Raw genomic sequence first — 23550 nt, forward strand, 5'->3', positions numbered from 1 at the left:
CTCGACCCGCCCGCGACGGCGACGCGCGCGACGGTGCCGCCCGAACCGGCACCGGCCGCGCCACCCACCGCCCCGACTGGCGCCCGCAGACCGGCGCTACCAGCACCGGCCGCCCGACGCGCTCGTTCGACCGCGACGCTCGTCCGGCGCGCGACGAGCGCGCGCCCCGCAGTTTCGACCGCGACGCCCGCCCCGCTCGGTCGTTCGACCGCGACGACCGTCCGGCTCGCTCGTTCGACCGTGACGCTCGTCCGGCTCGCTCGTTCGACCGCGACGAGCGCCCGACCGAGCGCCGCGAATCGAGCTTCTACCCGAGCCGCGACGCGAAGGCCGCCAAGGTCGACGACGTCGTGCTCGACCGCCTGACGGCCGACGCCGTGCTCGCAACCGACGTCGAGGGCGTCACCTTCGCCGACCTCGGCCTCGGTGCGAACATCGTGCGCGAGCTCGAGGAGCAGGGCGCGAGCTCGCCGTTCCCGATCCAGGCGGCGACGATCCCCGACGTGCTCGCGGGCAAGGATGTGCTGGGCCGCGGCCGCACCGGCTCGGGCAAGACGATCGCGTTCGGGGCTCCGTTGGTTGAGCGGCTGATGGAGAACGGTGGCGGCAAGAAGCGTCAGATGGGCCGCGCGCCCCGGGCGCTCATCCTGGCCCCGACCCGTGAGCTTGCCCTGCAGATCGACCGCACCGTGCAGCCGATCGCGCGCAGTGTCGGGCTCTTCACGACGCAGATCTACGGCGGCGTGCCGCAGGGCCGCCAGGTCGGTGCGCTGCAGCGCGGCGTCGACATCATCATCGGCACGCCCGGTCGTATCGAAGACCTCATCGAGCAGGGTCGCCTCGACCTGAGCCACATCGAGATCGTCGTGCTCGACGAGGCCGACCACATGTGCGAGCTCGGGTTTCTCGAGCCCGTGCAGCGCATCATCCGCCGCACGCGGCCGAACGGGCAGCGCCTGCTGTTCTCGGCCACGCTCGACTCGGGCGTCGCGAGCCTCGTCACCGAGTTCCTGCACGAGCCCGCCGTCTACGAGGTGGCGGGCGAGGATCAGGAGTCGTCGACGATCGACCACAAGGTGCTGCTCGTCGACCAGCGCGAGAAGCGCGGCATCATCGAGCAGCTCGCGGCCGGCGACGGCAAGACGCTCATCTTCGCGCGCACCCGCGCGTTCGCGGAGGAGCTCGCCGACCAGCTCGACGACGCCGGCATTCCCGCCGTCAGCCTGCACGGCGACCTCAACCAGGCCCGCCGCACGCGCAACCTCGAGAAGCTCACGAGCGGTCGGGTGAATGTGCTGGTGGCGACGGATGTCGCGGCCCGGGGCATCCACGTCGATGACATCTCGCTCGTCATTCAGGCCGACGCGCCCGACGAGTACAAGACCTACCTGCACCGTTCCGGCCGCACGGGCCGCGCGGGCAAGGTCGGCACGGTCGTCACGCTCATCACGCGCCCGCGCGCCCGCCGCTTCGGCGAGCTGCTCGAGCGCGCCGAGATCGAGGCCGAGACCACCGAGGTGCGCGTCGGCGACGCGTTCCTCGACCGCCTCGCCGCGCTCTAGCACCGCGCTCACATCACCGCCCGACGGGGTCGGCCGCGCACCTGCGCGCCGGCCCCGTCGTGCGTCTCCCGCCAGACTCCCGAATCCAAGGAGTTTCGACCGACCGAGTCGTCACGAACTCCTGAGATTCGGGAACGAATCGGGGGGACACCCGCTGCGGCTGCAGATTCGGGAACGAATCGGGGGAACACCCGCTGCGGCTGCCGCCGGGCGACGCCGGGCTCTGCAGCGGCCGCCAACGGGGCGGGATGCTGCGCCTAGGCCGCCGCGAGCATCGCGCTCGCCGCGAGGGCCAGCACGAGCCCGACCCACTGCAGCCGCGCGATGCGCTCGCGCAGCACGAGCGCCGCGAGCAGAATCGTGCCGGCGGGGTAGAGCGCCGTGAGCACCGAGACGATCGTCAGATCGCCGACCCGCAGGCCGACGAGCACGATGATGTTGGCGATCGCGTCGAGCAGTCCGCAGCCGACGGCGAGCCAGAACCCGCCGCGCCAGCCGCCGCGCAGGGCGGCCGCGCTCGCCCCCGCGCGACGTCGGCCCGCGATGACCGCGAGCACGACGATGAGCGTGATCATGATCGACGCGTTGACCGTGCGGTTGACGACGAGCGGCACGAGCCCGCTGTCGTCGGGCGTGTGATCGATGAGGATATAGAAGGCTCCGATGAGCACGCCCGAAGCGGTGGCCATGAGCAGCCCGCCGAGGGTCGGTCGCACCGCTTCTTTCGCCGGCACGAAGCCCACGAGCACGACCGCCACGAGGGCGAGCGCGAAGGCCGGGTAGGCGATCGCGCCCAGCTGGGCGCCCGTGACGAGTCCCCAGGTGAGAGGCACGATCGCCGACGTCACGGCGGTGAGGGGCGACAGGATGCTCATCGGCCCGATCGCGAGGCACGCGTACAGCAGCGCGATGGCCGCCGCCCCCGTGACCCCCGAGAGGCCGCCCCAGAGCACAGCCTCGGGCGACCAGCGCCCGGGCACGACGAGCGTGCCGAGGGTGAGCAGCACGACGCCCGAGAGCGCCCCGAGCGCGGTCACGCGCAGGGCCGAGATGCGGCGCGCAGCGAGCCCGCCGAAGAAGTCGGCGGCGCCGTAGACGAGGGCGCCGGCGAGCCCGAGAACCACAGTGAGCACGTCGCGCACCTCCTGGCGTCGATCTTGCCAGGTCACGCTCGATGAACAGCTTCTGACGATTCGTTGACCACTGGTGGCAGCACTCGACGATTGGCATATCGTCGAATAGGGTCGATCGTGTGACCCCCGTTCGGGGGTAAACCGGTGTGTCTACACCTGACGTCATTTCATGGGGAGTCGTTCCGTCATGCCTTCTTTCTCTTCTCTCGGACGCCGATCGGCGCCGAACCGCACCATCTCGCTCGTCGCGGCCCTCGCAGTCGGCGTGGGCCTTACGTCGCTCGCGGCTGGGTCGGCCGTTGCCGCTGAGCCGACCGATCCGACCGCAGGACCGGTCGAGATCGACATCCTGACCATCAACGACCTGCACGGTCGACTGGAGGCGGCCCCCCCGGCCGCCGGCGCGGCCGTGCTCGGCGGGCTCGTTGAAGCGACCCGTGCGGCGAACCCGAACACCCTGTTCATCTCGGCAGGTGACAGCATCGGCGCCTCGACGTTCACGTCTTTCATCCAGCAGGACGAGCCGACGGTCGACGTGCTCAACGCCATGGGCCTCGACCTCAGCGCGCTCGGCAACCACGAGTTCGACCAGGGTCGCGCCGACGTCGACGGCCGCGTCATCCCGAACTCCACCTTCCCGTACCTCGGAGCCAACATCTACGAGAAGGGCACGTCGACGCCGGCGTACCAGGAGTACGAGGTCATCGAGGTCGGAGGCGTGGACGTCGGCTTCATCGGGGTCTTGACCGAGAGCATGCCGTCGCTCGTCAGCCCCGCCGGTATCGCGACGCTCGACTTCGGCGACATGACGGCGGCCGCGGTGCGCGTGGCGGACCAGCTGCAGGACGGCAACGCCACGAACGGTGAGGCGGATGTTGTGATCCTGGTTGTGCACGAGGGCGCCGAGACGACGACACTCGCCGCGGCGACCGGCAACACCGAGTTCGGCAACCTCATCAACGGCGTGCTCGGCAAGGTCGACGCCGTCGTCTCGGGCCACACCCACCTGCAGTACGACATCGAGGTGCCGGTTCCCGGCACGAACGAGGTCATGCCGCTCATCCAGGGCGGCCAGTACGGCGAGGCCTACGGTCACCTCGAGCTGTCAGTCGACCCCACGACGCACGAACTGCTCAGCATCACGGCGGGCGTCAAGCCGCTCGTCGGCGCCGCGCAGCCCGACCCCGAGATCGCGGCGCTCGTTGCGGAGGCAGTTGCCTTCGCCAACGTCGCCGGCAACGAGAGCCTCGGTTCGATCTCAGCCGACATCCGTCGCGCCGTGACCACCACCGGCAGTGAGAACCGCGGCGGCGAGTCGACCCTCGGCAACCTCGTCGCCGATGTGCAGCTCTGGGCGACGCAAGACCTCGGTACGGACCTGGCCATCATGAACCCCGGTGGCCTTCGAACCGACCTGGTGTTCGCGTCCTCCGGCCCCCTCGACCCCAACGGGAACCTAACCTTCCGTGAGGCAGCGAACGTGCAGCCCTTCGCCAACACGCTCGTCACGCTCGACCTCACGGGGGCGCAGCTGCGGTCCGTGCTGGAGCAGCAGTGGCAGCCCGTCGGCGCGGCGCGGCCGTTCCTCAAGCTCGGTCTGTCGAACGGCTTCGAGTACACCTACAACCCTGCCGGCGCCGCCGGCTCGCGCATCGGCACGATGACCCTCGGCGGCGCCGTCGTGGCCGATGACCAGGTGGTGACCGTCGTCACGAACTCGTTCCTTGCGTCGGGCGGCGACAACTTCGGTGCACTGCTGCAGGGCACGAACCGGGCCGACTCTGGCCGCATCGACCTGCAGGCGTTCGTCGACTACGCCGCGGAATTCTCGCCCCTCTCGCCCGACCCGGCGCAGCGGTCGGTCGGTCTGTTGCTCAGCGCTCCCGACGCCGACGGCTACTCGGCCGGCGACTCGGTCACCGCGACCCTGAGCTCGTTGCTCTTCACCAACGCGGGTGACCGCGACGCCTCGGTGACGCTCTCGATCGGTGGCATCGAGGTCGGGTCCGCCCCGATCGATCCCACGATTGTCAACGCCACCGACGAGAGCGGTCGCGCGACGATCGACTTCACGGTGCCCGCGGGCATCAGTGGCGAGCAGCAGCTCGCGATCGCGGTCGCCGACAACGGCACCTCGGCGAGCGTTCCGTTCGAGATCTCGCCGCCCATCGGCATCGAGAAGGCGCCGAAGATCATCGGCGGTGTCGTGGTGGGTCGCACGGTGGCCACGGATGGAGGCCGCTTCGAGCTCGACGCGGTCGAGCGCACCTACCAGTGGCTGCGTGATGGCGAGCCGATCGAGGGCGCCACCGGCGCGACCTACCTCGTGTCGGCTTCCGACGCCGGAGCCCGTCTCTCGGTCGTGGTCTCCGCCAGTGCGGCGGGGTATGCGACGACGAGCAGCGAGAGCGCCGACCGCAAGGTCGCCGGCAAGCCGGTGAAGCTCCCCAAGGCGGCGTAGCAGGCGTCCTGAGCGCGAGCGGGGCGGAGGGCGTGCTCTCCGCCCCGCTTTCGCGCGCGCCCGAGACCACGCAGCTGGCCGAGTGCGACACGGGCGCCGACCCCCAGCCGCGCGGGAATCAACGCCGCGCTCCCATCGTTGACGGTACGGGTGCTCGGCACCCGCGGTACCCGTCACATTCGGGCGGTGCTCGCGTGGCGCCCGTACGCTACAACGACACGACTTTCGGCAAGGAGACCCTCATGGCCCGCATCTACTCCGACATCACGCAGGTGTTCGGCAACACCCCGCTCGTCACGTTGCGGAAGGTCACCGACGGCGCGGGCGCGACGGTGCTCGCCAAGCTCGAGTTCTACAACCCCTCCGCGAGCGTGAAAGACCGCCTGGGCTTCGCCATCGTCGAGGCCGCTGAGAAGAGCGGCGACCTGAAGCCCGGCGGCACTATCGTCGAGGCCACGAGCGGCAACACGGGCATCGCCCTCGCGATGATCGGCGCGGCCCGCGGCTACAAGACCGTGCTGACGATGCCCGAGACCATGAGCAACGAGCGCAAGATGCTGCTGCGCGCCTACGGTGCCGAGCTCATCCTCACCCCCGGCAGCGAAGGCATGAAGGGCGCCGTCGCCGCCGCCGAGACGATCGTCGCCGAGCGCCCTGGCACCATCCTCGCCCGGCAGTTCGAGAACGTGGCCAACGCCGAGATTCACCGCCGCACGACGGGCCCCGAGGTGTGGAACGACACCGACGGCGCCGTCGACATCTTCGTCTCGGGCGTCGGCACCGGCGGCACGCTCACGGGCACCGGACAGTACCTCAAGCAGCAGAAGCCCGGCGTTCGGGTCGTCGCGGTCGAGCCGGCCGAGAGCCCCATCCTCAACGGCGGCGCCCCCGGCCCGCACAAGATCGCCGGCATCGGCGCCAACTTCGTGCCTGCCGTGCTCGACCGCGCGGTCTACGACGAGGTCATCGACGTGAACATCGACCAGGCCGTCAGTATGGCCCGCCGTATGTCTGCCGAAGAGGGCATCCTCGCCGGTATCTCCTCCGGCGCCACGGTGCACGCCGCTGTCGAGCTCGCGAAGCGCCCCGAGAACGCCGGCACGACGATCGTCGTCATCGTGGCCAGCTACGGCGAGCGGTACCTCTCGAGCGTGCTCTACGACGACCTGCGCGCGTAGATGGGCATGCGGGAGGACATCCGCACCGCCCGATTGCGCGATCCGGCCGCGCGCTCGGGCCTCGAGGTCTTTCTGACCTCGGCGGGCCTGCACGCCGTGTGGTGGCACCGCATCGCGAGCTGGTTGTGGCGGCACGGATTCAAGCTGCTCGGCCGCATGGTCGCGCAGGGCGCGCGGTGGTGGACGGGCATCGAGATTCACCCCGGTGCGACGATCGGCAAGCGCTTGTTCATCGACCACGGCATGGGTGTCGTCATCGGCGAGACGGCCGAGATCGGCGACGACGTCATGCTGTACCACGGCGTCACGCTCGGCGGCCGCAGCCTCGAGAAGGGCAAGCGCCACCCGACGGTCGGCAACGGCGTGCTCATCGGCGCGAACGCGACGGTGCTCGGCCCCGTCACGATCGGCGACCGCTCGCAGATCGGCGCGCTGGCCCTCGTGACGAAGGATGTTCCGGCCGACTCCGTCGCGACCGGCATCCCCGCAACCTCCCGCCCCCTCGATCGCGGCGCGGGAACCACGGGGGCCGACGGCTTCGTCGTCGATCCCGCCATCCACATCTAGAGGACGGCGCGAGCCGAATTCTGTTCGCGACTCGACTCGTGCTGACCTGGAGAGGGACGAGTGCCTGCCGTCAAAGTTCCTGAGGTTTGCTCTTGACGCGACAAGACCCCGAGGCCAAAGTAGGGTTCACAGACTCTTCTGTCTACGTCAACGAAGGGGCCCACGTGTGACCACTCGCCGTAGTCGTTTCTTCGCCGCTATCGCCGCTATCGCCGTCATTGCCATCTATGGCTCATCTTTCATTCTTGGCTCGCCTGCCAGCGCTACAACAACTGCGACTGATCCGTACGGAGAGGTACGCACGCACCTCGAATTGTTCGGAGTTCCCGCAATTCAAGTGGAATCCCTCGTCGCTGCCCTGGATGGCGGCGAGTCCTGGGACGTGTACGACACCGAAGCGAAACCGGTAGACCGCGATCGGATGATCATCAATGGAATGGACTATCGCATCGACCGTTTCGCTGATGGGTCATTCTCCGCGCACGGAGTAGAAATTCCGCAGGTCTTGACGAGTGGTCTCATTCAACCCATGGGAATACAGGCTTGCGTGGTCACCGGTGGGACTGGATTCAAGAACTACGACAATTGTCAGATTGATGGAGTTTGGGGCGCGGTCGTCGCCGGGGCTACAGGGGTGGACTTCACGATTGTCCAGGGTGGTTACGACCGGATCAGGTACGCCGGCGTTCCTTTCCAAAGGTGCCTCGTAGGAACAACAGGCAGTTCACCGTCTCTTGTTGCGTCTCGGATGACCGAGACAGCTTCTTACCGCGCTTTCGTGCGCTGGCAGGGTGATGCAAGCACAGTTTGGGGCGGAAGTTGGAACTACTGGGTCGAATTGCGCGTCGGCCGCGACACCTACTCGACGGTCACGTCGTGACTGTGCCTGATCCGATCATCCCACCCTGGTTCGAGGTGGCTATGCCGCTCGGGTACGCCTTGGCGGTGGCACTCGTGGTCGTGGGCGTGATTCTGGTGGCGCGAGCAGTTGGCCTCAGCAGACTCGCACGAGTCGCCTGGATTCTCGTGATCGTGATGATTCCCGTGCTTGGCCCCATCACCTGGTTCATCGTCCACGCGATTCAGAAGAGGAGCCTTCGAGAGCATACGGTTCTTCACCCATAGCGCCCGCGTAGGCTTCGGCATCGGCGCGCGGATCGGCGCCCTGGCCCTCGTGACGAAAGATGTTCCGGCCGAGTCGATCGCGGCTCAGATGTGGATAGCCGGGTCGACGACGAAGCCGTCGGCGCCCGTGCCACGCGCGCCGCGATCGAGTCGGCTATCCACATCTGAGCCGCTCTAGGACCTTCGGCACTGGCCGAGTGGTCGCGCGCGCGGCATCCTGATCCTGCCGGGGTTCGAGGGAGGCGCGATGACCGCACGCGGTTTCGTGCGCGGCCTGTTGCCGCGACGCGCGGACTACGCGATGGTGCGGCGCACGTGGCGGGGCGACCTCATCGCGGGCCTCACGGTCGGCATCGTGGCGCTGCCGCTCGCGCTGGCGTTCGGCGTCAGCTCGGGCGCGGGCGCTGAGGCGGGGCTCATCACGGCCATCGTCGCCGGGCTCGTGGCCGCTGTGTTCGGTGGCTCGAACATCCAGGTCTCGGGCCCGACCGGGGCGATGGTTGTCGTGCTCGGCCCCATCGTCGCGGCGCAGGGCGCGGGGGTTGTTGCGCTCGTCACGATCATGGCTGGCGTCATGGTGCTCATCGCCGCGGTGCTGCGGCTCGGACGAGCAGTCGCGGTGATTCCGTGGCCGGTCATCGAGGGCTTCACGCTGGGCATTGCCGTCATCATCTTCTTGCAGCAGGTGCCCTCGGCCCTCGGGGCTCCCGCCGGGCCGAGCACCAACTCGCTCGTCGCGGCCGTGCAGACCATCGCGGCGACCGATTGGGCCGCCGCGCTCGTTCCGCTCGCGATCGTCGCCGTGGTCGCGGTCATCATGATGCTCGCGCCACTCGTGCGGCCGTGGGTGCCGGGCTCGATCATCGCGATCGTCGTCGTCACGGTCGCCGCCACGTGGCTGGCGCTGCCGGTTGACACCATCGGCACGCTGCCCGCCTCGTTACCGGCTCCCGGTCTGCCGAGCCTGTCGGGGGTGGATGTCGCGGCCCTCCTGATTCCCGCCGCCACGATCGCGGCGCTCGCCGCCATCGAGTCACTGCTCTCGGCACGCGTGGGTGCATCGCTCGCCGACACGGGCCGCCTCGACCCCGACCGCGAGCTCGTCGGCCAGGGGCTCGCCTCCGTCGCCTCGGGACTCTTCGGCGGCATGCCCGCGACGGGAGCCATCGCCCGAACGGCCGTGAACGTGCGGGCCGGGGGGCGGTCGCGGCTCGCGGCGATCATCCATTCGATCGTGCTCGTGTGCGTGGTGTACCTCGCCAGCACGATCGTGGCGACCATCCCGCTCGCCGCGCTCTCGGGCGTGCTCATGGTCACGGCCGTGCGCATGGTCTCGGTGCCGACCGTGCGGCGCATCGTGACGGCGACCCGCTCCGACGCGCTCATCTTCGGCGCGACCGCGGTCGTGACCATCGCCTTCGACCTCATCATCGCCGTCGGCATCGGCATTCTCGCGGCGGGCATTATCGCGCTGCGCACTCTCGCGGCGTCGAGCGGGGTGCAGCGCGAGCCACTGCCGGGCGAGCCGCTGCCGGGCGACGAACGCATCGCGCTGTTTCGACTCGACGGCGCGCTGTTCTTCGGCGCGGCCGAGCGCCTGACCGACGCCATCAGCGAGACCGCGGGTGTGAGCGTCGTGATCGTGCGGCTCTCACAGATTCGCGACCTCGACGCCACGGGTGCGCGCGTCATCGTCGAGCTCATCGAGGGGCTCGAGCGCCGCGGCATTACCGTCATCATCAAGGGCATTCAAGAGCGGCACCTGCGGCTCGCCACGCGGGTCGGGGTCGTCGGCGCACTGCGGCACCCCAACCACCTCGTCGCCTCCCTCGAGACGGCCGTCGAGCACGCCCGTTCGCACATCGCACGCGAGCAGGCGGCGGGCACCGGGTCGTAGGCCCCGTCGCCCGCTGGCGTTGCTCACCCTCCTGGGGAAAGCCGTGACCGACGAGGTCGCCCCACTGAGATGCTCCGGCTGTGGTGAGCAGACTCCGAGCGGTCATCTATGTCGACGGCTTCAACCTCTACCGCCAAAAGCTGCAGCATCACCCCGACACCAAGTGGCTCGACCTCTATCGCATGTCTGAGCTATTGCTGCCGACGCACGACATCGTCGGCATCGAATACTTCACGGCCCTCGTCAAGCCGGCGCTCGGCACTGACCCCCATGCCCCTATTCGTCAGCAGACGTACCTTCGAGCACTCGCATCGCTTCCCACACTTCGTCAGCACTTCGGGCAGTTTCGTCACGATTCGCGACGGCTCCCCGTCATCCCGATCGAGCTTGACGATGAGGGGGTGCCGCGTCGTGTGAAGGTGCGAAAGACGTAGGAGAAGGGCTCTGACGTCAACCTCGCCGCACGCATGGTCCTCGATGCGAGCCACGACCGGGCGGACGTATACGTTCTCGTGTCGAACGACTCCGACTTCGCTGACATGCTCGGCCTGCTCAGCACCGAGCTGGATGCGAGGTTCGGCCTTTTCTCTCCCGTCGAGTCGCCTGCCGCGCGTCTCTTGCAGCAGCGGCCTTTGTTCATCAAGCCCATCCGCAGAGCGGCGTTGCTCGCATCGCAGCTGCCGTCGGCCGTCGTGACTCCCGATGGAAACACCGTCCACCGGCCTGCTGAGTGGCAGTGAGTGCGATGCGTCTGGGCGCGCAAACAAAAACAGGGGCCCCCGGAGGGGCCCCGTACCCGGTGGCCGAAGCGCCCGGGGGAGTGCAGCAAGGCTATCAGTCCACCTCGTCGCAGCCACGGCGCCTTTCCACATCGCGCGCGAGCAGGCGGCCGGTGAGGTCAGCCCTGCCGACTAACCTGGGGCGAGTGACCACGACCGCGACCACGCCCCAGCAGGTGCTCGAGTCGGTCTTCGGCTACCCGGCCTTCCGCGGCGAGCAGCAGGCCATCATCGAGCACGTCGTCGGCGGCGGCGATGCCCTCGTGCTCATGCCCACCGGTGGCGGCAAGAGCCTCTGCTACCAGATCCCCGCGCTCGTGCGGGAGGGCGTCGGCGTCGTGATCTCGCCGCTCATCGCGCTGATGAAAGACCAGGTGGATGCCCTCGAGGCGGTCGGCGTGCGCGCCGCGTTCCTCAACTCCACGCAGGGCCCCGACGAACGGCGGGCCGTCGAGGCCGCCCTGCTCGCGGGCGAGGTGGATCTGCTCTACATGGCTCCCGAGCGCGTCACCGTGCCCTCCACCGCCGAGCTGCTCGACCGCATCCGCGTCAGCCTGTTCGCCATCGACGAGGCGCACTGCGTCTCGCAGTGGGGGCACGACTTCCGACCCGACTACCTCGCGCTGTCGCTGCTGCACGAGCGCTGGCCGAGCATCCCGCGCATCGCCCTCACAGCGACGGCCACCGCCGAGACGGCGACCGAGATCGTGCAGCGGCTCGACCTCGGCCAGGCCCGGCGGTTCGTGGCGAGCTTCGATCGCCCGAACATCCAGTACCGCATCGAGCCGAAGAACCAGCCCGTGCAGCAGCTGCTGCAGCTGATCCGCACCGAGCACCCGGGCGACGCGGGCATCGTCTACTGCCTCTCGCGCGCATCCGTCGAGAAGACGGCGATCGCGCTCGCCGAGCACGGCATCCCCGCCCTTCCGTACCACGCGGGTCTCGACGCGGCCACGCGCTCGAACCACCAGTCGCGCTTCTTGCGCGAAGAGGGCATCGTCATGGTCGCGACGATCGCCTTCGGCATGGGCATCGACAAGCCCGACGTGCGCTTCGTCGCCCACCTCGACCTGCCCAAGAGCGTCGAGGGCTACTACCAAGAGACCGGGCGTGCCGGCCGCGACGGCCTGCCCGCGACGGCGTGGCTCGCCTACGGCCTGCAAGACGTCGTGCAGCAGCGCCAGATGATCGACCGCTCCGAGGGAACGCCCGCCTACAAGCGCCGCATGAGCCAGCTGCTGGATGCGATGCTCGCGCTCTGCGAGACCGTTGAGTGCCGCCGGGTGCAACTGCTGGCCTACTTCGGCCAGAGCTCGCAGAAGTGCGGCAACTGCGACACGTGCCTCGCGCCGCCCGAGAGCTGGGATGGCACGGTGCCGGCGCAGAAGCTGCTCTCGACCATCGTGCGGCTCGAGCGCGAGCGGCGCCAACGCTACGGTGCGGGCCAGCTCATCGACATCCTCATCGGCAAGCGCACGCCGCGCGTCGAACAGCTCGGGCACGCCGACCTCGCGACCTTCGGCATCGGCACCGAGCTGAACGACCAGGAGTGGCGGGGCGTCGTGCGCCAGTTGCTCGCCCAGGGCCTGCTCGCCGTGCACGGCGACGGCTACGGCACGCTCGTGCTGACCGAGGCGAGCGCGGCCGTGCTTAACGGCACGCGCGAGGTGCGGCTGCGACGCGAGGTCGCCCGGCCGACCCGCTCGGCGCGCCGCTCGGCGCCCTCCGACCTGCCCGCGGCCGCCGCGCCCCTGTTCGAGCGGCTGCGCGCCTGGCGCGCGGCGACGGCGCGCGAGCTCGGCGCCCCCGCCTATGTCGTGTTCGCCGACGCCACTCTGCGCGGCATCGCCCTGACGACCCCGTCGACCCTCGACGAGCTGTCGACGGTCAGCGGCGTCGGTGCCGCCAAGATGGAGAAGTTCGGGGATGCGGTGCTCGCGATCGTGCGCGGCGACGATCCGCCCGCCGCTGCAGCCGTCGAGCCGCCCGCTGCCGCACCCGTCGAGCCCGACCTGCCGGCATACATTCCCGACGACGACATCCCCTACGACGACATTCCCCCCGAGGAATGGAACCTCTGACACGATAGGGCGGTGCTGACCTTCCTCGCCCGGGCCTTCCTCGGCCCCATCGCGCGCCTGGTCTGGCGGCCCTCCATCATCGGGCGCTCGAACATGCCCGCCGAGGGCCCCGTGGTGGTCGCGAGCAACCACCTCTCGTTCATCGACTCGATCGTCATCAGCCTGCTCGCCCGTCGCCCCGTCAGCTTTCTCGCCAAAGAGGAGTACTTCACCGGGAAGGGCATCAGAGGCGCGATCTCGCGCGGATTCTTCTCGGGGGTCGGGGCGATCCCCGTCAAGCGCGGCGCAGGGCAGGCGGCGCAGGACGCGCTCGACGCAGGCCTTGCGAAGCTGCAGGCGGGCCAGGCCTTCTCGATCTACCCCGAGGGAACCCGCTCACGCGACGGGCGGCTCTACCGCGGCAAGACCGGCGTGGCATGGCTCGCGCTCACCGCCGGGGCGTCGGTCGTCCCGGTCGCCCTGACGGGCACGCAGAACCTGCAGCCCGTGGGTTCGACGCGCGTGCGGCTCGCCCGCATCACGATCGAGTTCGGCGAGCCGATGGACATCAGCGCCTTCGGGCCGGCCGCCTCGGGTCGCGCCCGCCGGCACGCGACCGATGCGATCATGGCGCGCATCCAGAGCATGTCGGGTCAGGAATACGTCGACCAGTACAACGAACCGCCGCCCGCCAACGTTCGCGAGCGGGTGCGCCGCTTCTTCCGTACGCGCTCCGAGCTCTAGAGCCGACTCGACACGCGGCCCCAGCGACGGGGCTGCTGCCTAGACCGAGTCGCCCTCGGCCGGCTCAGCATCGGCTCGCTCGCCCGTGGTGGTCGCCGGCTCATCCTCCGACCGTCGCCCCGTCGCGGCCCCCGCAACCGGGGCACCGAGCCGCAGTGTCGCGAGCAGGCCGATCGCGAGGAACCCGGCGGCGGTGAACGCCGCGAACCGCGTGGCGTCGCTGAAGGCCTGCCGCGCCTCGGCGGCGACCTCGGGCGACTCCGCCTCGAGGCCGGGAATGGCCGAGCCCGCGCTGTCGACGACGGCCGACACGATGCCGTCGCGCGCCTCGGCCGGCAACCCGGCCGCATCGAGCCGGCTGTCGAGGGCGCTGCCGAGCGAGGTGAAGAGCACGGTGCCGAGCACGGCGATGCCGAGCGCCGAGCCGATCTGGCGGGCCGTGGACTGCGTGCCGGAGGCCTGCCCGCTCGCCTGCACCGGAACATCCTGCAGCACCACGCCCGTGAGCTGCGCGGTCGCGAGGCCGACGCCCACGCCGTAGACGAGCAGACCGAGCGCCACCGACCACCAGGGGGTGTCGACCGCGATGACGAGGCCGATGAGGATCAGGCCGATGATCTCGGCGGCGATGCCCACGCGCACCGTGGAGACGGCCGAAACGCGCCCGCTGAGTGAGCCGCCGACGCCGCTCGCCAGGAACGATCCGCCCGCGAGGGCGAGCAAGATGGTGCCGGTCTGCAGGGCGTCGTAGCCGAGCACGTTCTGCAGCCACAGCGGCAGCGACAAGATGATGCCGAACTCACCCATCGACACGATGAGCGCGGCGACGTTGCCGTTGCGGAACGAGCCGATGCGCAGCAGCGAGAACGCGAGCATGGTCGACTTGCCCGCCCGCTCGCGGCGCAGACCCCACCACACGAACAGAACGCCGGCCACGATCGAGATGGCGAACGAGATCGGGATGGGGCTCAGCGCGAGCGGCCACTCCCAGTCGCCGATGGTCAGGCCCTCCGCGGCGAGCCACCAGCCATAGGTGCGGCCCTCGATGAGACCGAACACGAGGAAGGCGCTCGTGATGACCGAGAGCAGAGCGCCCGTCCAGTCGATCGATTGCGCAACCTCTGCCTTCGTCGCGACGACGAAGAGCATCAGCCCGATGAGGATGATGATGCCGAGCGGCACGTTGATGCCGAAGGCCCACCGCCACGAGTAGGCGGTCGTGAGCCACCCGCCGAGCAGCGGCCCGACCGCGGCCATACCGCCGATGGTCGAACCCCACACGGCAAAGGCGATGCCGCGCTCGCGCCCCTGGAAGGTCGCGTTGAGGGTCGAAAGCGTGGACGGCAGAATCATCGCGCCACCCACGCCCTGCACCACGCGCGCGAGAATCAGCGCCGAGCCCGAGTCGGCGAACGCCGCCCAGACAGAGGCGAGCATGAAGATGATCACACCGATGACGAGCATCCGTCGCCGGCCGAAGCGGTCGCCGAGCGTGCCGAAGACGAGCAGCAGGGCGGCGAAGACGAGCGTGTAGCTCTCTTGCACCCACTGAACTTCGGTCGAGGTGATGCCGAGTTCGTCGACGATCGACGGCACGGCGACGTTGACGATCGTCGAGTCGACGATGATGAGCGAGACGGCCAGGCTGATGACGAAGAGCCCGATCCAGCGGGTGCGCGGTGAGGTCACGCGCTGACGCTACTCCTGTCGCGTGCCGCGGGATTACGCGGGGGCGGAACCCGCCTCGGCCTGCGCCGCGACCTGCTTGCGCACCTCGTCCATGTCGAGGCCCTTCACCGCGGTGATGACCTGCTCGAGCGCGGGCGCGGGCAGCGCTCCGGGCTGGGCGAAGACGAGGATGCCGTCGCGGAACGCCATGAGCGTCGGGATCGAGCGGATGTTCGCGGCCGCGGCGAGCGCCTGCTCGGCCTCGGTGTCGACCTTGCCGAAGGTCACGTCGGCGTGCTGCTCGCTCGCCTTCTCGAAGATGGGGGCGAACTGGCGGCACGGGCCGCACCACTCTGCCCAGAAGTCGACGAGGGTGATGCCCTCGCTCGTCACGGTCTGCTCGAAGTCGGCGGCGGTCAGGGTCACGGTTGCCATGCCTCCATGATGCCACAGTCCACAGATACCCCTAGGGGTATTCTCTCGAGGCGAACGCGACGCGGGATGCGCGGGGCGCGACTCTGCGCCTCTCCACTATGCGAACGCCCAGCAATGTGAGGGCATCCACAACGGCTGCACGGTGCCCCGTAGCCCGCTTGGTGGAGCGAGCACCACGAAACCCCGCGCGGTGCCGCCGAGTTCTAGCGTGACCGACATGAGCACGATCGAGATGCCTGCCGCCGAGACGACCTCGGCCACGACGGCCGCCACGAGCCCCGCCGCCGCGCCTGCCGCCAGCACTGCCAGCACCGAGCCCGCGATCGACGTTGCCGCCCTGGGCGAGCAGCTCATGGGCCGCTGGGCCGACAGCCGCCGCGCCTCGCGCGCGCTCATGCGCGACTCCGCCTTCCACCGCGACCCGAGCCTCGGCATGGTCGAGCACCGCGAGCGCGTGCTCGGGCAGCTGAAGCTGCTGGTCGAGCGCGGCGATGTGCACCGCGCCTTCCCGGCCGAGTTCGGCGGCGACGACGACTTCGGCGGCTTCATCGCGAGCTTCGAAGAACTGCTGCTGGGCGACCCGAGCATGCAGATCAAGTCGGGCGTGCAGTGGGGCCTCTACGCCTCGGCGATCCTGCACCTGGGTACGGCCCCGCATCACAAGGCCTGGTTGCCCGACGCCCTCGACCTCACCACGCCCGGCGCCTTCGCCATGACCGAGACCGGGCACGGCAGCGACGTCTCGGCCGTCGGCACGACGGCGACCTACGACGCGGCGACCGATGAGTGGATCATCCACACGCCGTTCCGCGCCGCGTGGAAGGACTACCTCGGCAACGCCGCGCTGCACGGTCGCGCCGCCACCGTCTTCGCGCAGCTCATCACGCGCGGGGTCAACCACGGCGTGCACGCCTTCTACGTTCCGCTGCGTGACGAGAAGGGCGCCTTCTTGCCCGGCGTCGGCGGAGAAGACGACGGTCTCAAGGGCGGGCTCAACGGCATCGACAACGGCCGCCTGCACTTCACCAACGTGCGCGTGCCGCGCACCAACCTGCTCAACCGCTATGGCGATGTCGACGAGAACGGCGTCTACACCTCGCCCATCGAGAGCCCCGGTCGCCGCTTCTTCACCATGCTCGGCACGCTCGTGCAGGGCCGCGTCTCGCTCGACGGCGCGTGCGTCGTCGCGAGCAAGCTCGCCCTCACGATCGCCGTGCGCTACGGCACCGAGCGTCGCCAGTTCGCCGGCGGAGGCGACGACGAGGTCGTTCTGCTCGACTATCAGCGCCACCAGCGCCGCCTGCTGCCGCGCCTCGCGCAGACCTATGCCATGTCGTTCGCGCACGAGGTCTTTCTCGAGAAGTTCGACGCCGTGTTCTCGGGCGCCACCGACACCGATGCCGATCGAGAAGACCTCGAGACCCTCGCCGCCGCCCTCAAGTCGCTCAGCACCTGGGGCGCGCTCGACATCATCCAAGAGGCGCGCGAAGCGTGCGGCGGTCAGGGATTCCTCGCCGCCAACCGGCTCACCCAGCTGCGCGCCGACCTCGACATCTATGCCACCTTCGAGGGCGACAACAATGTGCTGCTGCAGCTCGTGGCCAAGCGCCTGCTCACCGACTACTCGCGCGCCTTCGCCAAGGCCGACGCGGGCGTCATGGCGCACTACGTGGCCGACCAGGTGAACGAGGCCGTCGTCAACCGCTCGGGCCTGCGCCGCCTGGCCCAGTCGGTCGTCGACTTCGGATCGACCGCGCGCTCGGTGGGCTACGTGCGCGACACCGACTCGCAGCGGCAGCTGCTGACCGACCGGGTCGAGACGATGGTGGCCGAGCTCGCGGGCAAGCTGCGCAGCGCATCCAAGCTGCCGCGCGACGAAGCGGCCGCCCTCTTCAACCGCCACCAGAACGCGCTCATCGAGACGGCGCGCGCGCACGGCGAACTGCTGCAGTGGGAGGCCTTCACCGAGGCGCTCGAGACGATCGAGCACGAGGGCAACCGGCAGGTGCTCACGTGGCTGCGCGACCTCTTCGGCCTCGGGCTGATCGAGAAGAACCTGGCGTGGTACGTCATCCACGGCCGGCTCAGCGACCATCGCGCGCAGGCGATCACCGACTACATCGACGACCGGCTGCTGCCGCGCCTGCGCCCGCACGCGCTCGCGCTGACCGAGGCCTTCGAGTTCGCCCCCGAGCACCTGCGCGCCGACATCGCGACGGGCGCCGAGCGCGAGCGGCAGGAGGAGGCACGCGCGTACTACGCCGACCAGCGCGCGCGCGGCCTCGCGCCGATCGACGAGAAAGACCTGCTCGCCGCCAAGAAGGCTCGCCGCTGATCATGCGGCGGGCGTAGGGTCGCTCGCATGAGCGACTCCGCTGCCTCGACCCCGCCGTTCCGCCTGCACCCGGCTGCGGCGTGGGCCCTCGTCGGTGCCCAGTTCGTGTTTCTGCTGCTGCTCGGCTTTCTGCCGTGGGGTGCGCTGTGGCAGCGCGGCGCCGGCACCCTCGTGCTGGGGCTCGTTCTTGTCGCGCTCGGCGTGGGCATCGCCATCGCCGCGGGGGCAGGCTTGGGCCGCACCCTCACCGCCAGTCCGATCCCGAAGGCCGACGGCGTGCTCGTCACGACGGGCGTCTTCGGTCTCGTGCGGCACCCCATCTACTCGGGGCTGCTCGTGCTCGGCCTCGGGCTCGTCGTGATCGGCGCCTCGGTGCTGCACCTCATCGCGTGGGTCGCGCTGCTGAGCGTGCTCATGGCCAAGGCGCGGTTCGAAGAGCGGATGCTCGCCGACCAGTACCCCGACTACGCGGCCTACGCCGCTCGCGTGGGCCGGCTCGTTCCGGGGCTCGGGCGCATCCGCCCCTGATCGCGGGTTAGAGTGCGGCCATGAGCCTCACCGACATCGTCATCCCGCAGCCCGGCGACCCCCGCGGCGGTGAGCTGACGGCGGTGCTCGGCGTGCCCGAGGGCTCCGGCCCCTTCGTGCCGCTCGTCGTCGTGCATGAGGTCTTCGGCATCGATGAGTCCATGCGCGATCACCTCGAGCGACTCACCCGCCTCGGCTACCTCGTGGTGATGCCGAACCTGTTCAGCCGCGGCGGCGCGCGCCGGTGCCTCGTCGCCACCTTTCGAGCACTGCGCTCGGGCACGGGCGCGGCCTTCGACGACATCGAGGCGGCGCGCCAGTACCTGCTCGCCCGCGCCGACACCACCGAGCACGCGGGCGTCATCGGCTTCTGCATGGGCGGCGGCTTCGCGCTGCTGCTGGCGGGGCAGGGCGGCTACGGCGCGGCATCCATCAATTACGGGATGCTGCCCGACGACCTCGACGCGACCCTCGACGGTGCCTGCCCCGTGGTCGGAACCTTCGGCGGCCGCGACCGCACCCTGCGCGGCGCGGCGGCGAGGTTGGAGGCCGCGCTCGTCGCCCGCGGCATCGAGCACGACGTGGTCGAGTACCCCGAAGCGGGCCACGCTTTTCTGAACGCGCACGCCGCGGGGTCGACCCTCACGCGCGTGATGATGAAGCCCATGATGGGCTCGGGTCACCGGCCGGTCGAGGCCGATGACGCGTGGGCGCGCATCGACGGGTTCTTTCGCAGAACGCTCGTCGACTGACCTCACAGCGGGGGTCTTTCGCCGCGACGCTCCGACTGCAATACTGAACCGCTTTCCCCTCTGTCGCCCGATCGTTGCCGAGGCCTGCTATGTCGCGTTCCGTCCGTGGTGTCGCCGCTTTCTCTCTCACCGCCATCCTCGTGGGCGCGGGCCTCGTCGCCGCGTCGCCGGCGGCCGCGTTCACGGCGCGATCGCTGCCCCCGGGCGTCGACCTCGCGAACGCCGGAACGCTGGTCGACCCCGACTATCTCGTCGACATCGACTGCTCGCTCATTCCTGACGACACCACGTAAGACTACGACACGCAGTTCGACTACGCCGACCTGCCCGTGCCCGCCGACGCGGTCGTCACGGTCTCGGTCGCCAACTGCGACTCGGTGGAGCTCTACTCCAACAGCGACGACCCGCGAGTCACCCCGCAGTACACGCCGCTCGACGGCCCCGATGCCGGTGAGGCGCAGGTGTTCGGCACCGACTGGGACTCGGGCGACATCGACCCGCTCACCGCCACCGAGTACGAGGTCGGGGCCAACACCGAGTTCATCGTGCGCGACGGCGACGACCCCACCGGGTACTTCGTCATCGACGTCGAGTTCTTGGTCGATGTGGCCGACCCGCAGGGCGACCTCGTCGATGAACTCGACCTGACCATCCCTGCCGACGCCGACGCCGACATGGTCGTGGCGGACGACCCGCAGTACTACGACGAGTTCGACGACCTCGAGCTCGGTGGAGTCACCGACTGCGGCATCACCGACGGCAACCACTTCTGGGCCTCGAGCGAGGTCGTCGTCGAGACGCGCGGGTTCTACAGCTTCCGGGTCTCTGACCTCGACCCGATCAGCAGCGACGTCGACTTCCGCCAGCCCGATCGATACATGGCCGACCCGTTCCTCGCGCTGTACAGCTCTTTCGACCCCGCGAACGCGCACCTCGGCGTCGTCGGCTGCAACGACGACTCCGACCTCGACGACTACGGCGACTACTACCTGACGAGCAGCGGCACCGTCATGAGCGACCGCTACTCGCAGTTCACGGTCGAGCTGCAGCCGGGCACTTACACGCTCGTGCTCACGTCGTACGACGAGGAGAGCGAGTTCGACATCACGTCAGTAGCGGCCGCTGCCGCGACCCCCGGCGACGCCACCGATGACACCAAGGGTCTGGTGGCACCGGCGGCGTTCGGCGAAGACGAGACGGGCACGGTCGAGGTCTGGTTCGAGGCGAGCAGGCTCGCCGCGACCGGTGCGAGCGAGATCAATGGCGGGATGCTCGCCGCCGGTCTCGCCCTCATGACGCTCGGCGGCCTCGCGCTCACGACCCGACGCAGCGCACGCAGCGCCTAGCGCGCTACTTGTGGGTGGCGTTCGTCACCGCGTCGGAGTTCTGCGTGCGACCGTTCGAGGCCTTCTTATCGGCCTTGGCGACCCGCTTCTCTTTCAGCGTCTTCGCGGCGGCGGTCTTCGGGCTGTTCTTGCGTGCAGACTTCTCGCCCATGAGGCTCTCCTTGTATTGGGGAGCCGGAACGGGCCCTTGAGCCGAGGGTACGCCTAGCGCTGTACTGATTGCGCTCGGCTAGACGCCGAGCTTGGTACGCACGGCGTCGTCGCTGGGCTCGACGAGGTGCGATCCGTCGGCGAAGACGACGACGGGAATGTTCATGCGGCCGCTGATCGCCTGTGCCTGCGCGGCGGCGTCGGCCGAGGCCTCGACGTCGATCTTGGTCCACTCGACGCCGAGGTCGTTGAGCAGCGATTCGGTGCGGCGGCAGTCGCGGCACCAGTCGGCGCCGTACATCGTGATGGTTCCGGCGGCGGGAGCGAGAGAGTCGGTCATGCCTCAACCCAACCACGCGAGCGGCTGAGATGTTCCCGCGAGCGACCCCTGTCGAGCATCCACCGCCGTCTCTAGACTGACCGCATGAGCACCGCGACCCCTGCCCGCACCCCGCTCGACGTCGAGTCGGAGGCCTTCGCGGTCGCCCTGGCCGTCGGCGCCGTGACCCTCATCGTGGGCGGCGTGCTGTTCGCCGGCACCAACCCGCCGATCTGGGGCGGTATCTCGCTCGGCGTCGCGAGCGCCGGGTCGATCCTCGTGGCGGGCGTGATCGTGGCCTACGTCGGCTACTGGCGCAGCCGCAGCGTGCTCGGCCAGCAGTGGCGGCTCGAGCTCGCGTCGTGGAAGTTCATCGTCGACGCCACCTCGGTGGCTTTCGTGCACGCCGTGCTGGCGGTGCTCGCGGCGATCGCCACCTTCTTGCTGCTGCAGCGCAGCTTTCAGGGCGTGACGCTGGATGCTCCGTTCACGACGATCGCCATGGCGACGGTCACGGCCCTCGGCGCGTATTGGATCTACCTCTCCGTCTCGTCGATCACGACGCCGAAGCTCTCGAGCCTGCTCGTGCTCTTCATGACGTTCGGCACGATCACGGCCATGGCGACCGCGAGCGATCCGGCCTGGTGGGAGTACCACTTCAGCCAGCTCGGCACCTTCGGCGACCGCTCGAGCAGCCTGTTCAACCTGACGCTCATCATCGCGGGCTTTCTCGTCACGACCTTCGCGCTCTACCTGCAGCGCGACCTGCAGCTGCTCGTCGACCGCGGCGTGCTCGTGAAGGCGAGCGCCCCGCGCACCGTCTCGATCATCTTCGTGATCATGGGCGTCATGCTGTCGTGCGTCGGAATCTTTCCGCTGACGGTCAGCATCCTGCTGCACAACCTGTCGGCCTCGGGCATGGCGGTCACGTTCCTCGTGCTGCTCTTCGCCTCGCCGTGGCTGCTGAAGGGCCTGCCCGGGCGCTTCTTCCTCGTGAGCTTCGGCTTCGCGGCGGCGCTCATCGTCGGCGCGGTGCTCTTCTACCCCGTGCAGTACTGGAACCTCACGGCGTTCGAGCTCGTCGCCTTCGCGATCATCTTCGCGTGGATCGCCGTCTTCATCCGCTACATCAGCGCCCTCACCGAGCAGACGACTCCGGATGCTGTGCCGGCGCCTACGGCGGCTGCGGCATGACCGGCTCGGCCCTCGGCAGCTTCGGCGACCCGGCCACCACGGCCGCGTACTACGCGGCGAAGCTCGCCGTCGAGACGGATGCCTCCGACGTGTGGGCCGCGCGCCAGGCCGGTGAGGTGTTCCACCTCGTCGACGTGCGCGGGCAGGCCGCGTGGGATCAGGGGCATGCGGCCGGGGCGCGGCACATCCCGCGGCAGCAGCTGGCTGAGCGGGTCGCCGAGCTCGGCGAGGGCATCCCCGTTGTCGTCTACTGCTGGTCGCCCGGCTGCAACGGCGGCGCGAAGGGCGCGCTCGAGCTCGCGCGCCTCGGAGTGCCGGTGAAAGAGATGATCGGCGGCTTCGAGTACTGGGCGCGCGAGGGCTACCCGGTCGAGGACGCCCGGGGCGCGGTCGTGCGCGACATCGACCCGCTCACCAACGTCACGGGCTGAGGTGCGCGACTAGTTGCCGAGCAGCGCGGCGATGCCGACGGTCAGCAGCGGCGCGACGATGAGGGCCGGCAGCATGTCGGCCACGGCGACCGCGCGCAGGTTGAGCAGGCGCAGGCCGACGCCGAGCAGTAGCACGCCGCCCGTCGCCGTGAGGGCCGCGATCGCCGCGCCCGACATGACCGAGCCGAGAGCGAACGCCAGCACGGTGAGCAGCCCCTGCCAGATGCCGACGGGGATCGCCGAGAACGCGACGCCCCAGCCGAGCGACGCGGCGAAGGCGATCGACGCGAACCCGTCGAGCGTCGACTTGAGGGCCAGCTGGTCGATGCCCTGACCCGTGCCGTCTTGGAACGCTCCGAGAATGGCGAGCGGCCCGATCGCGAACACGAGCGACGCGTCGACGAAACCGTTGATGAACTTCTCGCGGGCGGTGAGGGTGAGCGGGGCATCCACGAGGCTGTCGGCGGTTTCTGACGAGCGCGCCGGCGCCGTCTCGGTGCTGGATGCTGCGCCCTTGCCGCGCCGCGTGAGCCGGTCTTGCAGCCAGCCCCCGAAGCTTTCGAGCCGCCGCTCGATGCCCGCGAGCGACCCGACGATGCTGCCGATGAGCAGGGCGCCGATGACGACCAGGAAGGTGCCGCCGGCGCCGACCGCCCCGACGAAGTCGCTGTCGGTGAGCGAGACCAGGTTGAGGCCGCCGAGCACGATCGTGATGAGGCCGAGGGCGTCGGTGACGACGCGGTTGGTGCGCTCGGGCAGGCGGTTGCCGATGAGCACGCCGATGGCGGCTCCGACGACGATCGTCGTGACATTGAGCAGAGTGCCGAGGCCGACGATCACTGGTCAAGGCTAATCGGGCGCGACCGTGCTGCTGCACGCGCGAACA

Annotated in this window: 23 protein-coding genes and 1 pseudogene; 18 read left to right on the forward strand and 6 right to left on the reverse strand. The window is 69.6% G+C overall.

The window, feature by feature from the left end; genetic code table 11:
• A partial coding sequence (locus ACK4HH_RS05615; RefSeq protein ID WP_409649274.1) for a DEAD/DEAH box helicase occupies positions 1 to 1562 on the forward strand: 1562 nt, incomplete at its 5' end.
• 257 nt (positions 1563 to 1819) lie between these two features.
• Here ACK4HH_RS05615 and ACK4HH_RS05620 read toward each other — a convergent pair.
• Positions 1820 to 2695 (reverse strand): EamA family transporter, encoded by an 876-nt coding sequence (locus ACK4HH_RS05620; protein ID WP_409649277.1) that lies wholly within the window; start codon positions 2693 to 2695, stop codon positions 1820 to 1822.
• 187 nt (positions 2696 to 2882) lie between these two features.
• On the opposite strand from ACK4HH_RS05620, the gene ACK4HH_RS05625 reads away from it, so the two are divergent.
• The 10 genes and pseudogenes from ACK4HH_RS05625 (at position 2883) to ACK4HH_RS05670 (ending at position 13506) form a co-directional block, all read left to right on the forward strand.
• Positions 2883 to 5156, forward strand: coding sequence for a 5'-nucleotidase C-terminal domain-containing protein (locus ACK4HH_RS05625; RefSeq protein WP_409649279.1), 2274 nt, complete (start codon positions 2883 to 2885; stop codon positions 5154 to 5156).
• A gap of 242 nt (positions 5157 to 5398) precedes the next feature.
• The gene (gene cysK / locus ACK4HH_RS05630; RefSeq protein ID WP_409649282.1) at positions 5399 to 6334 is read left to right on the forward strand and encodes a cysteine synthase A; all 936 of its coding nucleotides are present in this window, start codon (positions 5399 to 5401) and stop codon (positions 6332 to 6334) included.
• Positions 6335 to 6340: 6 nt separating this feature from the next.
• Positions 6341 to 6901, forward strand: a complete 561-nt coding sequence (gene epsC, locus ACK4HH_RS05635; protein WP_409649285.1) for a serine O-acetyltransferase EpsC — start codon at positions 6341 to 6343, stop codon at positions 6899 to 6901.
• 166 nt (positions 6902 to 7067) lie between these two features.
• Positions 7068 to 7781 carry a hypothetical protein gene (locus tag ACK4HH_RS05640; RefSeq protein WP_409649287.1) on the forward strand — a complete coding sequence of 238 codons (714 nt, stop codon included), beginning with the start codon at positions 7068 to 7070 and terminating at the stop codon, positions 7779 to 7781.
• Positions 7778 to 8026, forward strand: a complete 249-nt coding sequence (locus tag ACK4HH_RS05645; RefSeq protein ID WP_409649290.1) for a PLDc N-terminal domain-containing protein — start codon at positions 7778 to 7780, stop codon at positions 8024 to 8026. The genes ACK4HH_RS05640 and ACK4HH_RS05645 overlap by 4 nt, the downstream gene beginning before the upstream one ends.
• Before the next feature lie 247 nt (positions 8027 to 8273).
• Entirely contained in the window at positions 8274 to 9923 is a 1650-nt protein-coding gene (locus tag ACK4HH_RS05650; RefSeq protein WP_409649292.1) for a SulP family inorganic anion transporter, read from the forward strand.
• 83 nt (positions 9924 to 10006) lie between these two features.
• A complete protein-coding gene (locus ACK4HH_RS05655) occupies positions 10007 to 10357 on the forward strand; it encodes a hypothetical protein (protein WP_409649296.1) in 351 nt (116 codons plus the stop codon).
• Positions 10358 to 10372: 15 nt separating this feature from the next.
• Positions 10373 to 10663, forward strand: a pseudogene (locus tag ACK4HH_RS05660) (hypothetical protein); the annotation flags it as partial.
• A 185-nt stretch (positions 10664 to 10848) separates the two neighbouring features.
• Positions 10849 to 12783: a DNA helicase RecQ gene (recQ, locus tag ACK4HH_RS05665; protein ID WP_409649299.1), complete on the forward strand. Its 1935-nt coding sequence runs from the start codon at positions 10849 to 10851 to the stop codon at positions 12781 to 12783.
• 12 nt (positions 12784 to 12795) lie between these two features.
• The gene (locus ACK4HH_RS05670) at positions 12796 to 13506 is read left to right on the forward strand and encodes a lysophospholipid acyltransferase family protein (RefSeq protein ID WP_409649301.1); all 711 of its coding nucleotides are present in this window, start codon (positions 12796 to 12798) and stop codon (positions 13504 to 13506) included.
• A 39-nt stretch (positions 13507 to 13545) separates the two neighbouring features.
• Here the strand turns inward: ACK4HH_RS05670 and ACK4HH_RS05675 are convergent, their stop codons facing one another.
• Both ACK4HH_RS05675 and trxA read right to left on the reverse strand, forming a co-directional pair.
• The gene (locus tag ACK4HH_RS05675; protein ID WP_409649304.1) at positions 13546 to 15195 is read right to left on the reverse strand and encodes a DHA2 family efflux MFS transporter permease subunit; all 1650 of its coding nucleotides are present in this window, start codon (positions 15193 to 15195) and stop codon (positions 13546 to 13548) included.
• Positions 15196 to 15228: 33 nt separating this feature from the next.
• Positions 15229 to 15609 carry a thioredoxin gene (gene trxA / locus ACK4HH_RS05680; protein ID WP_409649307.1) on the reverse strand — a complete coding sequence of 127 codons (381 nt, stop codon included), beginning with the start codon at positions 15607 to 15609 and terminating at the stop codon, positions 15229 to 15231.
• Positions 15610 to 15826: 217 nt separating this feature from the next.
• On the opposite strand from trxA, the gene ACK4HH_RS05685 reads away from it, so the two are divergent.
• The 5 genes from ACK4HH_RS05685 to ACK4HH_RS05705 all read left to right on the forward strand — a co-directional run bounded on the left by ACK4HH_RS05685 (position 15827) and on the right by ACK4HH_RS05705 (position 20570).
• Complete coding sequence (locus tag ACK4HH_RS05685) at positions 15827 to 17944, forward strand: acyl-CoA dehydrogenase (RefSeq protein WP_409649310.1); 2118 nt, start codon at positions 15827 to 15829, stop codon at positions 17942 to 17944.
• A gap of 27 nt (positions 17945 to 17971) precedes the next feature.
• A complete protein-coding gene (locus ACK4HH_RS05690; protein WP_409649313.1) occupies positions 17972 to 18472 on the forward strand; it encodes a methyltransferase family protein in 501 nt (166 codons plus the stop codon).
• 20 nt (positions 18473 to 18492) lie between these two features.
• Positions 18493 to 19224: a dienelactone hydrolase family protein gene (locus ACK4HH_RS05695; RefSeq protein WP_409649315.1), complete on the forward strand. Its 732-nt coding sequence runs from the start codon at positions 18493 to 18495 to the stop codon at positions 19222 to 19224.
• Between the two features lie 89 nt (positions 19225 to 19313).
• Complete coding sequence (locus tag ACK4HH_RS05700) at positions 19314 to 19517, forward strand: hypothetical protein (protein WP_409649318.1); 204 nt, start codon at positions 19314 to 19316, stop codon at positions 19515 to 19517.
• 36 nt (positions 19518 to 19553) lie between these two features.
• Positions 19554 to 20570, forward strand: coding sequence for a hypothetical protein (locus tag ACK4HH_RS05705; RefSeq protein WP_409649321.1), 1017 nt, complete (start codon positions 19554 to 19556; stop codon positions 20568 to 20570).
• 4 nt (positions 20571 to 20574) lie between these two features.
• Here the strand turns inward: ACK4HH_RS05705 and ACK4HH_RS05710 are convergent, their stop codons facing one another.
• Positions 20575 to 20721 carry a hypothetical protein gene (locus tag ACK4HH_RS05710; protein WP_409649324.1) on the reverse strand — a complete coding sequence of 49 codons (147 nt, stop codon included), beginning with the start codon at positions 20719 to 20721 and terminating at the stop codon, positions 20575 to 20577.
• A gap of 78 nt (positions 20722 to 20799) precedes the next feature.
• Entirely contained in the window at positions 20800 to 21060 is a 261-nt protein-coding gene (locus ACK4HH_RS05715; protein WP_409649326.1) for a glutaredoxin family protein, read from the reverse strand.
• A gap of 84 nt (positions 21061 to 21144) precedes the next feature.
• Between ACK4HH_RS05715 and ACK4HH_RS05720 the strand changes: the two genes are divergently transcribed.
• Both ACK4HH_RS05720 and ACK4HH_RS05725 read left to right on the forward strand, forming a co-directional pair.
• Positions 21145 to 22233: a hypothetical protein gene (locus tag ACK4HH_RS05720; RefSeq protein ID WP_409649329.1), complete on the forward strand. Its 1089-nt coding sequence runs from the start codon at positions 21145 to 21147 to the stop codon at positions 22231 to 22233.
• Entirely contained in the window at positions 22230 to 22664 is a 435-nt protein-coding gene (locus ACK4HH_RS05725; RefSeq protein ID WP_409649331.1) for a rhodanese-like domain-containing protein, read from the forward strand. Before ACK4HH_RS05720 ends, ACK4HH_RS05725 begins: the two co-directional genes overlap by 4 nt.
• A 9-nt stretch (positions 22665 to 22673) precedes the next feature.
• On the opposite strand, the gene ACK4HH_RS05730 is transcribed toward ACK4HH_RS05725, so the two are convergent.
• Complete coding sequence (locus tag ACK4HH_RS05730; protein ID WP_409649334.1) at positions 22674 to 23504, reverse strand: DUF554 domain-containing protein; 831 nt, start codon at positions 23502 to 23504, stop codon at positions 22674 to 22676.
• Between the last annotated feature and the right edge of the window lie 46 nt (positions 23505 to 23550).

It is taken from the genome of Microcella sp. (assembly GCF_046296455.1).
Lineage (GTDB): Bacteria > Actinomycetota > Actinomycetes > Actinomycetales > Microbacteriaceae > Microcella.